Source organism: Aliihoeflea sp. PC F10.4 (genome assembly GCF_054612275.1).
This window is the reverse complement of the sequence record NZ_JBTSWH010000001.1, coordinates 3473014-3487786: the sequence shown is the minus strand read 5'-3', so window position 1 is coordinate 3487786 and position 14773 is coordinate 3473014. Positions and strand designations below refer to the sequence as shown.

13 protein-coding genes are annotated in these 14773 nt (G+C 61.9%); 6 read left to right on the top strand and 7 right to left on the bottom strand.

The features are described from left to right. Positions 1-55 precede the first annotated feature (55 nt). The 3 genes from ACX82Z_RS17510 to soxR form a co-directional block, all read right to left on the bottom strand. Entirely contained in the window at positions 56-1354 is a 1299-nt protein-coding gene (locus tag ACX82Z_RS17510; protein WP_459590286.1) for an NAD(P)/FAD-dependent oxidoreductase, read from the bottom strand. A 51-nt stretch (positions 1355-1405) separates the two neighbouring features. Beyond that, complete coding sequence (locus tag ACX82Z_RS17505) at positions 1406-2839, bottom strand: glutamine synthetase family protein (RefSeq protein ID WP_459590284.1); 1434 nt, start codon at positions 2837-2839, stop codon at positions 1406-1408. Between the two features lie 179 nt (positions 2840-3018). Then, on the bottom strand, positions 3019-3450 hold the full coding sequence (gene soxR / locus ACX82Z_RS17500) for a redox-sensitive transcriptional activator SoxR (protein ID WP_459590282.1): 432 nt from the start codon (positions 3448-3450) through the stop codon (positions 3019-3021). Between the two features lie 66 nt (positions 3451-3516). Here soxR and ACX82Z_RS17495 point away from each other — a divergent pair, with 66 nt between their 5' ends. Continuing rightward, on the top strand, positions 3517-4956 hold the full coding sequence (locus tag ACX82Z_RS17495; RefSeq protein ID WP_459590281.1) for an MFS transporter: 1440 nt from the start codon (positions 3517-3519) through the stop codon (positions 4954-4956). Between the two features lie 100 nt (positions 4957-5056). On the opposite strand, the gene ACX82Z_RS17490 is transcribed toward ACX82Z_RS17495, so the two are convergent. Next, positions 5057-5302 carry an SMc00767 family acetate metabolism repressor gene (locus tag ACX82Z_RS17490; protein ID WP_459590280.1) on the bottom strand — a complete coding sequence of 82 codons (246 nt, stop codon included), beginning with the start codon at positions 5300-5302 and terminating at the stop codon, positions 5057-5059. A 35-nt stretch (positions 5303-5337) separates the two neighbouring features. Next, a complete protein-coding gene (aceA, locus tag ACX82Z_RS17485; RefSeq protein WP_459590279.1) occupies positions 5338-6627 on the bottom strand; it encodes an isocitrate lyase in 1290 nt (429 codons plus the stop codon). 197 nt (positions 6628-6824) lie between these two features. Between aceA and ACX82Z_RS17480 the strand changes: the two genes are divergently transcribed. Beyond that, complete coding sequence (locus tag ACX82Z_RS17480; RefSeq protein ID WP_459590278.1) at positions 6825-8255, top strand: helix-turn-helix domain-containing protein; 1431 nt, start codon at positions 6825-6827, stop codon at positions 8253-8255. Here the strand turns inward: ACX82Z_RS17480 and ACX82Z_RS17475 are convergent, their stop codons facing one another. Beyond that, complete coding sequence (locus tag ACX82Z_RS17475; RefSeq protein ID WP_459590277.1) at positions 8256-9233, bottom strand: NADPH:quinone reductase; 978 nt, start codon at positions 9231-9233, stop codon at positions 8256-8258. It lies immediately after the preceding gene. Then, the gene (locus tag ACX82Z_RS17470; RefSeq protein WP_459590276.1) at positions 9230-9841 is read right to left on the bottom strand and encodes a ferric reductase-like transmembrane domain-containing protein; all 612 of its coding nucleotides are present in this window, start codon (positions 9839-9841) and stop codon (positions 9230-9232) included. The genes ACX82Z_RS17475 and ACX82Z_RS17470 overlap by 4 nt, the downstream gene beginning before the upstream one ends. Before the next feature lie 65 nt (positions 9842-9906). Between ACX82Z_RS17470 and ACX82Z_RS17465 the strand changes: the two genes are divergently transcribed. The 4 genes from ACX82Z_RS17465 to ACX82Z_RS17450 all read left to right on the top strand — a co-directional run bounded on the left by ACX82Z_RS17465 (position 9907) and on the right by ACX82Z_RS17450 (position 14768). Next, complete coding sequence (locus ACX82Z_RS17465; RefSeq protein ID WP_459590275.1) at positions 9907-10854, top strand: DMT family transporter; 948 nt, start codon at positions 9907-9909, stop codon at positions 10852-10854. Positions 10855-10929: 75 nt separating this feature from the next. Then, positions 10930-12378, top strand: a complete 1449-nt coding sequence (locus ACX82Z_RS17460) for a glutamine synthetase family protein (RefSeq protein WP_459590274.1) — start codon at positions 10930-10932, stop codon at positions 12376-12378. A 93-nt stretch (positions 12379-12471) separates the two neighbouring features. After that, positions 12472-13572, top strand: a complete 1101-nt coding sequence (locus tag ACX82Z_RS17455) for a polyamine ABC transporter substrate-binding protein (RefSeq protein ID WP_459590273.1) — start codon at positions 12472-12474, stop codon at positions 13570-13572. A 56-nt stretch (positions 13573-13628) separates the two neighbouring features. Next, entirely contained in the window at positions 13629-14768 is a 1140-nt protein-coding gene (locus ACX82Z_RS17450; RefSeq protein WP_459590272.1) for an ABC transporter ATP-binding protein, read from the top strand. The last annotated feature ends 5 nt before the right edge of the window (positions 14769-14773 follow it).

The following is a 14773-nucleotide window of genomic DNA, read 5'->3' as shown; positions in this document are numbered from 1 at the left end:
TTTTCTCGCGCATGAAAATGAAAAGGCCGCTCGTCTGGAGCGGCCTTTTCGCGTTTTAAAACCGGTCGCGCAGCGCATACCAGTTGAGCGCGAGGAACAGGAGCGGCGCTCGTAGCGCGCGCCCACCGGGAAAGGCCGGAATTTTCAGTTCCTCGAAAAGTTTCAGCCGGTCGCGATTGCCTGCGACGGTCTCGGCATAGAGCTTGCCCATGAAGTTCGACAGCATGACGCCGTGGCCCGAATATCCGCCAACCGAGATGACGTTCGGCATGACTTCGCGGACATAGGGCCTGCGCGGCATGGTAATGCCGACATAGCCGCCCCATTGATGCGTCAGTTCCACATCTTTCAATTGCGGGTAGACTTCAGTGATCTGCCGCTTGATATGGTCGGCGATGTCCTTCGGATCGCCAGTCGAATAGATTTCGCGTCCGCCGAATAGAAGCCGACCGTCTTTCGAACGGCGGAAGTAGCGCACGACGAAGCGGGAATCGTCGACGCTTTCTCCGCCGGGGAGCACGTCGCTGTCGTCGCCGAGCGGCACGGTCGCGCCGATGAACGAGCCGATCGGCATGATGTGCGCGGCGCTTTTGGGTTCGAGGTCGCCACCATAGGCGTTGACGGCGATCAGCGCCTTATCGGCGGTGATCGTGCCCCGCGCCGTCGTCACGCGCACCTTGCCGTTTTCGCTTTTGATGCTTGTCGCTGACGTATTTTCGTAAAGCTTCGCGCCGGAAGCTGCCGCCACGCGAGCCGTGCCGACGACGAGCTTCATCGGATGGATGTGACCGGTTCCCGTATCGCGCACGCCGCCGAAATAATGCGTCGAGCCGAGCCGGTCTGCGGTTTCCTTTTCGTCCATCCACGAAATGTGCGGATAGCCGAAGCGCTCCGCCATGATGGCCGGATGCGCCTGATAATCCTTGAGGTAGCGCTTCTTGTGCACCACCGACATGTGCCCCGGCACGTAGTCGATCTCGATGCCGTTGGCGGCGGAAAAGTCGAGAAGATGCGCCTTGGCTTCCTCGGCAAGGTCGAACAGCGCCTTGGCACGCGTGAAGCCGAGTTCGGCTTCCATGTCCTCCGGCCACGCCCGCTGGCCGGTATTGAGCTGCCCGCCATTGCGCCCCGATGCCCCGTCGCCGAAGTGATATTGCTCGATGAGGACGACGCTGACGCCCGCCTTTGCCAGATGCGTCGCGGCAGAAAGCCCCGTGAACCCGCCCCCGATGATGACGACATCGGCGGTGACGCTGCCGTCGAGCGGCGGGTAGGACGGCCGCTCACCGACGCTTGCCTCATACCACGAGACACCTGGAGAAATGGGGGATTGGTAAGGAGCGCCGGTGGTCATTGCTTGAAACTCGATCAAAGGGAGGAAGGGAATGGTGAAGGGCGGTTCGCCCTACACATTCAACAGCAGATACTCCCGCTCCCACGGGCTGATCACTTCCATGAAGGTCTCGAACTCTGCCTTCTTGATCGCCGCATAGGTCGAGACGAACTGCTGCCCCAAAATGCCGATCAGATCATCGTCGCCTTCGAAAAGCTCGACGGCTTCCAACAGGCCGCGCGGCAGTTCGATCTCATCCTCGTTGACGCTCGATCCGGTTGGCGCGTCGCAGCGCGTCTCGCGCAAAATGCCGATGAGGCCGCAGGCGAGCGAAGCGGCGAGCGCCAGATAGGGATTGGCGTCGGAGGAAGGGATGCGATTTTCCACGCGCCGCCCGGCAGGGTCCGAGCGCGGCACGCGAAACGCGGTCGTGCGGTTGTCGTAGCCCCACATCGTGTTGACCGGCGCGGCGGAGGCCTGCGTCAGGCGGCGATAGGAATTCACGTAGGGCGCGAGCATGACGAGCGCGTTCGGGATGTGCTTTTGCAGGCCGCCGATGAAATAGGCGAAGGTATCGGTCTCCGAGCCATCGGCGGCGGTGAAGACGTTCTTGCCGGTCTTGGTGTCGACGATCGACTGATGAATGTGCATGGCCGAGCCGGGCTGGCCCTGGATGGGCTTTGCCATGAATGTCGCATAGGTGTCGTGCTTCAGCGCCGCCTCGCGGATCGTACGCTTGAAGAGAAACACCTGGTCGGCAAGCTCGATCGGGTCGCCATGGCGCAGATTGATCTCGAGCTGGCCCGCGCCCTCCTCATGGATCAGCGTGTCGATCTCGAGGCCCTGAACTTCGGAGAAATGATAGATGTCGTCGATCAGTTCGTCGAACTCGTTGACGCCAGCAATCGAGTAGCCCTGTCCGCCAGCGATGGCGCGGCCCGAGCGGCCGATGGGCGGGACGAGCGGATAGTCCGGGTCCGGGTTCTTGCGCACGAGGTAGAATTCGATTTCCGGCGCGACGACAGGCTTCAGCCCATGGCGCGCATAGGCGTCCACCACCTTGCGCAGGAGGTTGCGCGGTGTGAACTCCACCATGCGCCCGTCCTGATGCACGAGATCGCAGATCACCTGCGCGGTCGGATCGCTTTCCCATGGCACGACCGAAAGCGTGGAAAGGTCCGGCAGGAGTTTCAGGTCGCCATCATCTTCCGGATAGGAAAAGCCGTTGCCGTCCTCGGGATATGAGCCCGAAATCGTCGTCATAAAGACGGCGGAAGGCAAAGCGAGCGAGGTGTTCGACGTGAATTTCTTCGACGGCATCATCTTGCCGCGCGCGACACCGGCCTGATCGGGCGTGATGCACTCGATGTCCTCGATGCCGCGCCATTCAAGCCAGCCGCCCGCTTCCTTCCAGTTCTTCACCCCCCGGACGTTCTTCACGAATTGCGGAACGCGGGTGCGGGTGGCCTTGGCCGGCGCGCGGTCTTGGGGCTTGGAGGCAGGCATCAATCACCACTGAATGTTGGATATGCCTGACTATAGACGCGCGGGACGATGGAAGGGAAGGGGAGGCACGGAGGAAGGCGGGGAGGGTGTAGTTCCGATCCCATGGTGAACTTCCCCATGGCGAACTTTTGCAGCAGGAACTGACCGCCGTTGAAAGCAAGGTAGCAGTCTTCGCTTTCCTAAAGTAGTCGGGCACCGGGGCCGTCTTTCGCCAGATGATCGTTCGCGTTGACCAGCGGGCAGCGTTTCACGCTTAGGCATCCGCAACCTATGCACATCGCCATCTTGTCGCGAAGTGCGGTGAGAAGCTCGATCCGCCGCGTTAGATTCTCATGCCAGTTTTCTGCGATGCGCTCCCAGTCAAGGATGTCAGGTGGCGCGTCGCGTGGTAGCGACGAGAGCGCTTCGGAGATCTCCGCGAGCGGAATGCCTGCGCTCTGCGCTACCTTGATGACCGTCACGCGCCTTAGGATTTCACGTCGGTAGACCCGATGATTGGCCGAAGTCCTTTCGGAGGCGATCAGCCCCTTGCGTTCATAGAAATGGAGCGTGGAGATCGGTAACCCGCTGCGGAGCGAAAGCTCACCGACAGACAATTCTTTCCGTGCCATTCGCAAGCTCCTTGACCTCAACCAATGTTGAGGGCGTAACAGCACAACCGTCAAGAGGAGGCGGGCATGGCAGACACTGGGGCAGAAACAGAGAAAGACGCGGAGACATTCGTGTCATGGAGGGAGTTTCTTGGAAGCCCTTATGCGGCATCGCTGTCCCTGGTCTGCCTGGCCGTCTGGCTGCACGCGGCCGATAGTCTGATCGTTGCCACCATGCTCCCCTCTATCGTCGACGAGATCGGCGGGGCCGCTTTGGTGGGCTGGTCCGTCTCGCTTTACGAGATCGGGTCGATCGTCGCGGGGGCGGCCAGCGCATTGCTGACCATGCGCTTCGGCCTGCGCGCGCCGATGAGCATGGCCGCTACCCTGTTCGGGTTCGGCTGTATTCTCAGCGCCGTCAGCCCGACCATGCCGTTGCTTCTGACGGGACGCGCCCTGCAGGGACTCGGCGGCGGCGGGCTGGTGGCGATGGGCTTCGTCGCGGTCGGCCTGATCTTCCCGCGCCGTTATATCGCGCGCGCGATGGCGGCTGCTTCGACCCTTTGGGGCGTTTCGGCTTTCGCCGGGCCGCTGGTCGGCGGCTTCTTCGTGGAATATGCGACTTGGCGTTGGGGCTTCGCCTTCTTTGCCTGCCAGGCATTCGCACTCGCCTTCTGGATCGTCTTGCGAAGCGACGCGGGCACGACACGATCCACGGCCGACGCTGCCGCATTCCCTGTCAGGCGTTTGTCCCTGTTGTGTCTTGCCGTCGTTCTGGTCGCCTTCGGCGGCGTAGAGGTCTCGATCGCGCGAACGGTCCCATCAGTTGCCGCCGGTCTGGTCTGCCTGGTCACCTTTCTATGGCTGGATGAGCGCGCGGGCGACACAAGGCTTCTTCCGCGTCGCCCGTTCGATCCGTGGCGACCGGGCGGTGCCGCGCTGCTCATGATCCTGTCCATGTCGATGGCAACCATCGCAATCACAGCGTTTGGCCCCCTGCTGGTCACGGCTATCCACGGCATATCTGCGTTGACTGCCGGTTACATCGTTGCTTGTTCGTCCATCGGCTGGACGGTCATGGCCGTTCTGGTCAGCGGATTGCCTGAGCGTTTCGATCGGCTGATGATTGCCCTCGGCATGACGGTTGTCACCCTTAGCATCCTCGGCTTTCTCTACGTGGTGCCTAACGGGCCTGTCTGGCTGATTGCCATATTCGCGGCTCTGGAGGGCGGCGGCTTCGGTATGGCGTGGACATTTATTCTCAGGCGAACGGTTGCGCTCGTCGATACAGGCGATGTCCAGCGAGTTTCAGGCGCGATTCCCACGATACAGAGGCTCGGCTACGCTCTCGGTGCGGCCTATGTCGGAATCGTGGCGAACGCCTCGGGCTTTCTGACCATGGCGACGACCACAGATGCCGCGAAGGTTGCCCGATGGGTTTTCGCGTCGTGTGCTCCCTTCGCGGCAATCGGGATGATCGCAATGAGCGTACTGATACGTGACCGGACTGGGAAATCGCGGCAGTAACAGCAATGAATGAAGCAGTCTGAGCCACCATTGCCACTGCGACGTCCGAACGCTAGGCGGCACATTTGTGCCGCCCCTTTGTCGCGTTGAGCCGGTTTTGTCAGGCTGCGTTGCGTGCCTGCGTCACGATGACGGGGGTCAGCAAATCGCCCCAGTTACCCTCGCCGCCATGATGGCGTGCGGAGCGCACCAATTCGACCGAGACGCCGGCTTCGACGGCCTTCATGACCGACTGGTTGAGGCGGTGCAGATCGTTGGCGAGCATGCGGATCGCGGCCTGCTGGTCGCCATTCATGGAGGAAGACTGTTCTTCGGCCCGTTCCTTGACACGTGTGATGGATGCCATTGTCGTTGCTCCTTCTCGAAGGGTTGCGCGTCGGTTCACTCAGCCGCCGGGCGGAACTGTTCGTGTTCGGTGGATTCGTGCATGGCGGTCGTGGACGACTGGCCGCCGGTGATCGCCATCGACACCGCATCGAAATAGCCGGTGCCGACTTCGCGCTGGTGCTTCGTCGCGGTGTAGCCGTTAGCCTCGGCCGCGAACTCGGCCTCCTGAAGCTCCGAATAGGCCGCCATCTGGCGGTCCTTGTAGCCGCGCGCCAATTCGAACATGCCGTAGTTGAGCTGGTGGAAGCCGGCGAGCGTGATAAACTGGAACTTGTAACCCATCGCGCCGAGTTCCCGCTGGAACTTCGCGATCGTCGCGTCGTCGAGATTTTTCTTCCAGTTGAAGGACGGCGAGCAATTATAGGCGAGCATCTTGCCGGGATGCGCCTTGTGCACCGCTTCGGCGAACTTGCGTGCCTGTTCGAGGTCCGGCTTGCCGGTTTCCATCCAGATCAGGTCGCAATGCGGGGCATAGGCGATTGCGCGTGCGATGCACGGCTCGATGCCGTTTTTGACGTTGTAGAAGCCCTCGACCGTGCGGCCCTTATCCTTGTCGACGAAGGGCGCGTCGCGCTCGTCGATGTCGGAGGTCAAGAGCTTGGCGGCCTCGGCGTCGGTGCGCGCGACGACCAGCGTCGGCACGCCCATCACGTCGGCGGCAAGGCGCGCGGCGTTGAGGTTGCGAATATGCGCGGCGGTGGGGATCAGGACCTTGCCGCCCAGATGCCCGCACTTCTTCTCCGAGGCGAGCTGGTCCTCGAAATGAACGCCTGCAACGCCGGCCTCGATGAACGCCTTCATGATCTCGAACGCGTTGAGCGGGCCGCCGAAACCGGCTTCGGCATCGGCGACGATCGGCGCGAACCAGGTGTCGACCGAAAGGCCGTTGCCCTCCGACGTTTCGATCTGGTCGGCGCGCTGGAGCGTCCTGTTGATACGCTTGGCAAGTTCCGGCGCGGCGTTGGCCGGATAAAGCGACTGGTCGGGGTACATGGCCGACGCGGTGTTGGCGTCTGCGGCAACCTGCCAGCCGGAGAGGTAGATCGCCTTCAACCCGGCGCGGACCATCTGCATGGCCTGGTTGCCGGAAAGCGCGCCAAGCGCGTTGACGAAATCTTCCTCACGAATGAGCTTCCACAGACGGTTCGCGCCGTTTTCGGCAAGCGTGTGGCGAATCTGGACCGAGCCGCGCAGCCGCTTCACGTCCTCGGTGGTGTAAGGCCGTTCGATGCCGTCGTAACGGCCTTCCGGTGCGGATGGAACGAGGTTGTAAAAATCGGTCATTCTGTTCTCCAGTCGATAAATCCGATGCCCGGTTTCGATACGGACGGTTCATGACGGATTTACATTGCATTGCAAAATTAACGGAGAGAATTGCGCAAAATCGGTATTTGAAACGGGTCACGCTGTATTGTCTTTGACCGATGCCGCATGTAAATTTGTAAAAACTGTCAAGTCGCCGGCTTGTAAAGGCGTTGTAAATGGCTGAGCAGAAAATCTTTGCGGGACCTCGTATCCGGCGCATTCGCAACGGCAAGGGCCTGACACAGACGGCGATGGCCGAGGCGCTCGGCATCTCGCCGTCCTATCTCAATTTGATCGAGCGCAATCAGCGTCCGCTGACGGTCCAGCTCATCCTCAAGCTGGCTGGCGTCTTCAAGATCGAGCCGGACGAGTTGCAGGGCGAGGGGGCGGGAGCGGTCACTGCGCTGAAGGAGGTCTTCGCCGATCCGCTGCTCGCCGGCGAATTGCCGGGCGATCAGGAACTGATCGAGCTTGCCGAGGGCGCACCCAACGCGGCGGCGGCCGTCGTCAAACTCTACCGCGCCTATCGCGAACAGGCCGAACGCCTGACCGACCTTTCCGATCTTCTGAACCGGGAAGGGCGTGCGACGATCACCGCCGCGCGTCTGCCGGTCGACGAGGTGCGTGAGGTTATGGAGCGCCGAGCGAACCATTTCGCGAAGATCGAGGAGGAGGCCGAAGCGTTCAACAAGCTGCTCGGCGGCGACGAACTGATGCCGGCATTGAAGGAGTGGCTGCGGCGCGAGCACGGCATCGTCGTCAAGGTGCTGCCCGTTGCCACCATGCCGAACTGGCGGCGGCGTTTCGATCGCCATTCGCAGCGCCTGTTCATTTCCGAGCGCCTGTCGCCTTTCGACCAGTTGCGCGAGGTGGCGATGGAAGCCTGCCTCGTGCGCATGAACGTCGTCATTGCCGCTGAGGTGCAGGCGCTGAAACTGTCAAGCGACGAGGCGCGCCGTCTCGCTCGCTTCGAACTCGCCCGCTACGCCGCCCACGCGCTGATGATGCCGTACCAGGCGTTTCATTCCGCCGCTTTACGGGCGCGCTACGACATCGATGTCCTGCGCTCGCGCTTTGGCGTTTCATTTGAGCAGGCGGCGAACCGACTGACGATGCTCGGCCGCACCACGCTGCCGGGCATCCCGTTCTTCATGCTCGAACTCGATCAGGCCGGAAACCGCTTTCGCCGGGCGGGTGCGCAAGGGTTTCCGCAGGCGCGCTTCGGCGGCGCGTGTCCCAAGCTCGCCGTCCATGCCGCGTTCGGTCAGCCGGGGCAGATTTTCGTCGAGGCGGTCGAGATGCCGGACGGCGCGGAATATTTGACGATCAGCCGGACACTGGAAGGGCCGCAAGGCTCGTTCACCGAGCGCCCGCGCCGCACCGCAATCCTGGTTGGCTGCGACATCGGCTTCAGGGACGAACTCGTCTATTCCGGCGCATTGCCGGCGGGAGTGGCTGCAAAGCCGGGTTTCGGTTCGGTTCCGGTCGGGCCGGCCTGCCGGCTGTGCGAGCGGATCGGCTGCCTCGCCCGCGCCGAACCACCCGTGACGCGTCCGCTTGGCCTTGATGAAATGGTGACGGGTTTAAGCGCATTCGATTTTCAATAATCAGTCGATCCGCAACACCACATTCCCAACGACCTTGCCGCTTTCCTCCGCCTCGTGAGCAGCGACGATCTCGTCGAGCGGGTAGGCCGCGCCGATCGTATGGCGAAGCTTGCCGGCATCGAGCAGTTCGCAGAGTTCTCTGAGCCGGATCGCACGTTGTTCGGCGGTCAGTTCGTAGACGACGAAGACCTGCAGCGTCAGGCTGCCCCACAGCATCGCGGGAAAGGATATTGGCACGTCGCCCGGCACGTTCGAGCCGTAGCACACCAGTCTGCCGTGAGGCGCAAGAACGCCATCCGGAAGGAGTGCCGCGGTGGACGAAAGATCCATGTCGATGATGCCGTCCGCGCCCTTGTCGTCCGTCAATTCCTTCACACGGTCGGCGACATTCTCGCCGCGATAGTCGATCACCTCGTCGCAGCCGGCATCGAGCGCGTGGTCGCGCCGCGCTGGTGACGCCGTGCCGATAACCCGTGCGCCGGCCATCTTTGCCATCTGCACGGCATAGTGGCCGACCGATGCTGCGGCACCGGTGACAAGCAGGGTTTTGCCGGCGATATCGCCGTTTAGTTTTACCGCATGAAGCGCTGTGAGTGCGGGAATGCCGAGGCACGCGCCTGCTTCGAAATCGACTGCATCGGGAAGACGCACGGCCTGCGCCGCTGGCAATGCGATGAATTCGGCCGCCGTTCCGGAAGCGCGTTTCCACTGGCCGTTCCAGACAAAGACGCGCTCGCCGATCCGCGCGGCGTCGACGCCTTCGCCGACGGCCTCGACGATGCCCGCACCGTCCGAATGCGGCACGATGCGCGGCGCGATCAACGGGCGGCCCATGCGGCTCTTGACATCGGACGGGTTGACGCCCGAGGTCTTCAACCGAACCAGAACCTCGCCGGGACCGGCCTTCGGTGTCGCCATCTCGCCGAAATTCAGTACGTCGCGCGCCTTGCCGTTTTTCTCGTACCAGCCTGCCTTCATCGCATTCTCCCGTTTCTGCGCCGCAAGGTTGCGGCTTGGCGGGCGATTTGCAAGAGGATGAGCGGTGCGAACCACAACAAGGCTTCGCTCCAGTCGCGCGTCAGCAAAAGCCAGTGCGCCAGCGTCAGGATCGCAGCGGGATAGGCGAGGCGCTGGATGCGCTTCCAGTTACGCCCAAGACGCCGCATCGCGGCATCGCTGGAAATGATCGCCAGAACGGCCAACGCGGCAAAAGCGAGCCACCCCGTCCACATCGAAGCCCATCCCATTCCCGCGATGATATCCGCCAGATTGCCGATCGAAAGCGAGAAGACGACCATATGGATGGCGGCATAGGCGAAGGCGGCAAGCCCAATGGCGCGGCGCTGGCGGGTAAGCCATAGCGTCCAGCGTGACGGGCCGAAAAGGGTATGCAGCGGTGTGATCGCGAGCGCGAGGATAAGCAGCACCGCAGCCGCCTCGCCGGTCGGACGGATCGGCACGCGCCAGGGCGCTCCCAATGCCAGCGGGGCCAGCATCGCCAGCGACGGAACCATCAGCAAACCGAACAGGAAAGGTCGCGAATTGAGAAGCATGGGTGAGCCAATTAGACGAACCTTCTGGATCACGCCATCTCCACGGGCGGCCCATAGAGATTTCGGGCGTCGGTGTGGCGCTTGATGGAACCTTCGACATGTCCGAGACGATGCCTGTCGCTGCCACGCCTGCCGTGCCTCAAAACGAGGAACGGGTCGGGCTTGCGCTCGTCTTTCTGTCGGCCTTGTTCTGGAGCTTCGGCGGCGCGATCGCGCGCTTTATCGAGACGCCGGATTCGTGGACGATCGTTTTCTGGCGCTCGCTCTGGGCTGCGGCGTTCCTCCTCGGCTTCATGATCTGGCGAGACGGCATTAAGGGAACGAAGCAGCTATTCCGGCGGATGGGATTGCCCGGCGTCGCTGTCGCGCTCTGCTTCGCCACGGCCTCGACTTCGTTCGTCGTCGCGCTTTCCCATACGACGGTCGCGAACGTGCTCTTGATGCAGGCAGGCGTTCCCCTCATCGCGGCCTTGATGTCGTGGGTTCTGTTTCGCGAACGTGTCGCACCTGCGACATGGGCTGCAATCGTGGCCGTCATTTTTGGTGTTGGCGTGATGGTGTCGGAATCGCTGACCGGTCAAGTCTCGCCCATCGGCGACGGGCTGGCAGTGCTGATCGCACTGGTTTTCGCCTGTGCGACGCTGATCACGCGGCGCTTCTCGCATGTACGCATGACCCCGGCGACATGCCTCGGCACGCTCATCGCCGCATCCTTCGCATTGACGCAGGCTGGCAGCCTTGCCGTCACCGCCCCGGATATGGGGTTTCTCTTTGCCTTCGGCGCGATCAATCTGGGTCTCGGACTGGCCTGTTTTGCCAGCGGCGCACGCCTGATCCCGGCTGCGTTCGCCGCTCTACTCGGTACGTTCGAGATGATGCTCGGCCCGGTCTGGGTCTGGCTCATCCATGCCGAACTTCCCTCGACGCGGACAATCGTCGGCGGCTCGATCGTCTTTGCCGCGCTGCTCGTTCATATCGCGCTTGAGTTTCGCCGTCAGCGCCGGCCGGCAAAGCCCGGCGTGACGGGGCTGCCGCAACCGAACTGACCCCGAACTGGACATTGACTCGCGTCTTGCCGAAAGGCACCTTGTAACAATCCGCAACAATCGAACAGGTTTATCTTGCATCCCACGGCAACGGGCGTCCTCCAGAACAACAGCGAAACCAATATTGAAGTTCTGGCGGCACCACCGCCACCGGATGCGGATGGGTCGAAATTCGTCTCGCCGGATCACGAGCGCGAATATCGCGCCTTCATCGAAGAACATCCCGATATCGAGGCCGTCGAGTTTCTGCTCGTCGACCCCAACGGCGTCATGCGCGGGAAATGGGCGCCGGGCGATGCGCTGAAGAAGGCGTTCGAGGAAGGCATCAACTTTCCCATGTCGCTTCACGGCCTTGACGTGTGGGGGCGCGAGGTCGAGGCGACCGGCCTGCATATCGAAACGGGCGACAAGGACGGCTATTGCCGCGCAACGCGCGAGACGCTTTCCATCGTGCCATGGGCCAAGCGCAAAACGGCGCAGGTTCTGCTCCAGACCTTCACGCCGGAGGGTGAGCCTTTCATGGCCGACCCGCGTCAGGTGTTGAAGAAGAAGATTGCCGAGGTGAACGAAAAGGGCTTCTTCCCGGTCGTCGCCTTCGAACTCGAATTCTACCTCCTCGACCCGAATACGGACTGGGACGATGGCATGCCCGGCCCGGTCGGCGCGACTGCCGGCCCGGATCGACTGCGCATGTACGGCCTCGACGATCTGGCCGAGCACGCCGATCTTTTCGACATGATCCGCGATGCGGCAGACGCTCAAGGGTTGCCGATCGATACGATCATCAAGGAGGCGGCACCCGGCCAGTTCGAGGTGAACCTCAAGCACAGGGCGGACCCGCTGAAGGCAGCCGACGATGTCATCATGCTGCGCCGGATCGTACTTGGTTGCGCGCGGGCGCATGGCCTGACGGCGACCTTCATGGCCAAGCCGTTCCTGGAATATGCCGGCAACGGCATGCACGTTCACGCATCGATGCTCGATGGTGACGATCGCAACATCTTCGGTGGCGAGGGCGGAGAAAAGCGTCTGAAATCGGCTGTTGCCGGCTTGCTCAAGACGATGCCGGAATCGCTGCTTCTCTTCATCAACACCTGGAACGGTTTTCGACGTATTACGCCGGGCTCCTACGCCCCGACGCGCGCAGTGTGGGCGTATAACAACCGCTCGGTCGCGCTGCGCATTCCCGTCTCCAACGAGCAAAACCGCCGTGTCGAGCACCGGATCGCCGGCGCGGACGCCAACCCCTACCTGGTCCTGTCGGCGATCATTCAGGGCATGGTCGAGGGCATCGAGGGAAATGCCGTTCCGCCTCCTCCTGTCGAGGGCAACGCCTATGACGACGAGGACGCGCTGATGCTGCCCGACGACATGGACGACGCGCTTCTCCTGATGGAAAAGAGCAGCTTTGCCGACCGTGCGCTCGGACCGTTGCTCGCCAAGGTCTATCGCGATCTGAAACGGGCCGAGATCATCGCGTTCTGGGCCGAGATCACGCCGCTGGAGCGTACCACCTATCTTTGAGCGCTTTCGGCTTGCCGCGCTGCAAAATGAACAATAGCTTGACCGTCAATCCGGCTCCTGAAAGCCGCAAGAAACCGACAGAGGAGAAGTCGAATGAAGTCACGCAACGCGCTTATCGGTGCGGCCGTGTCTGCCGTGGGTATCGCGATTGCCGGCGGTGCCGGCGCGCAGGATCGCGTCGTCAACGTCTACAACTGGTCCGACTATATTGACGACTCGCTGTTGCAGGAATTCACGCAGCAGACCGGTATACGCGTCGTCTACGACGTGTTCGATTCCAATGAAATCCTCGAGACGCGTCTTCTGGCTGGTTCCTCGGGCTACGATGTCGTTGTGCCGACGGGTCTTTTCCTGTCGCGTCAGATCCAGGCGGGCGTGTTCCAGGAACTCGACAAGTCGAAGCTTCCGAATCTTGAGAACATGTGGGACTTCATCGAGGGCGAGACGGCGAAATACGATCCCGAAAACGCCTATTCGATCAACTACATGTGGGGCACGGTTGGCATCGGCTACAATTCGGCGATGGTCGAGGAGCGCCTCGGAACATCCGAGATCGATAGCTGGGACATCGCTTTCGACCCCGAGCAACTCGCCAAACTTGCCGATTGCGGCGTCTATTTCCTCGACAGCGCGACCGACATCCTGCCCGTCGTTCTGCATTATCTCGGCAAGGACCCGAACTCCACCGACACGGACGATCTTGCCGCCGCGGAGGAAGTCATGATGGCGGTGCGACCCTCCATCCGCCGCTTCCACTCGTCGGAATACATCAACGCGCTCGCCAATGGCGACATCTGCTTTGCGATCGGCTGGTCGGGCGATGTCTTCCAGGCCGCCGACCGCGCTGCGGAAGCGGGCAACAATGTCGAAGTGTCCTATTCGATCCCGCAGGAGGGCACGCAACTCTGGTTCGACCAGATGGCGATCCCGGCCGATGCGCGAAATGTCGAGGAAGCTCACGAGTTCCTGAACTTCATCATGGAACCCGAAGTCATCGCGAAGGCGACGAACTACGTCTATTTCGCCAATGGCAACAAGGCTTCCGAAGAGTTCATCGAGCCTGAAATTCTGGAAGACACGGCCATCTATCCAGACGATGCGACGCTGGAGAAGATGTTCACCGTCATGCCGTACGAGCCGCGCTTCCAGCGTCTCGTTACGCGCAGCTGGACGCGTATCGTCACCGGTCAGTAAACAACAAGAGGCTCGGGAAACCGGGCCTTTTCCTTCATGCAATTCAGGAAAACGGCATGAAATCGCTCGGCAGCATCCGGCGCAGCTTCGCACCCTGGACGGATCCGGAGGCCAAACCCTTCATCGCGTTCGAGAACGTCACGAAGTCGTTCGGCGATTTTACGGCCGTCGATAATCTTTCGCTGAGCGTCTATGAGCGCGAGTTCTTCGCGCTTCTGGGCGCGTCCGGCTGCGGCAAGTCAACGCTCCTGCGCATGCTGGCCGGTTTCGAAAACCCGACGTCCGGCCGCATTCTGCTCGACGGGCAGGACCTTGCCAGCATACCGCCCTATCGCCGGCCGGTGAACATGATGTTCCAGTCCTATGCGCTGTTTCCGCATATGACGGTCGAAAAGAACATCGCCTTCGGCCTGAAGCAGGACGGCATGCCGAGGGCCGACATCGAAAAGCGCGTGGCCGACATGCTCAAGCTCGTCAAGCTGGAGCAGTTCGCCAAACGCAAGCCGCATCAATTATCGGGCGGCCAGCGCCAGCGTGTCGCGCTTGCGCGCTCGGTCGCCAAGCGGCCGAAGGTTCTGCTTCTCGACGAGCCGCTCGGCGCGCTCGACAAGAAGCTGCGCGAGGAAACGCAGTTCGAACTGATGGATCTGCAGCAGGAACTGGGCCTCACCTTCATGGTCGTCACCCACGATCAGGAAGAAGCGATGACGATGGCTGACCGCATCGCCATCATGGACAAGGGCGAGGTGATGCAGGTCGCAACGCCCGCCGAAATCTACGAAGCGCCGGCATCGCGTTTCATCGCCGATTTCGTCGGTTCGGTGAACCTGTTCGAAGGCAAGGTCGCCGGCCATGATTCCGGTCGCGTGAAGATCGCGACATCCGGCGGGTTCGACATCCACGCCGACGAAAGCGCGAGTGCGCAGGACGGTGCGACGGTCTGGTATGCGGTGCGTCCGGAAAAGATTCGGATTTCGTCGAAGCGTCCCGAGACGGCGGTCAATGCCGTCGAGGGCGAAGTGTGGGACATCGGTTATCTCGGCGACATGACGATCTACAACGTCAAGCTGCCTGACGGTCAGATCGTGCGCTCCAGCCAGCTCAACGCGATGCGCACGATGGACGACCCGCTGACCTGGAACGACCGTGCCTGGCTCGCCTTTCCGGCCGACGCCGGCGTCGTCCTGACGCGGTAGACGCT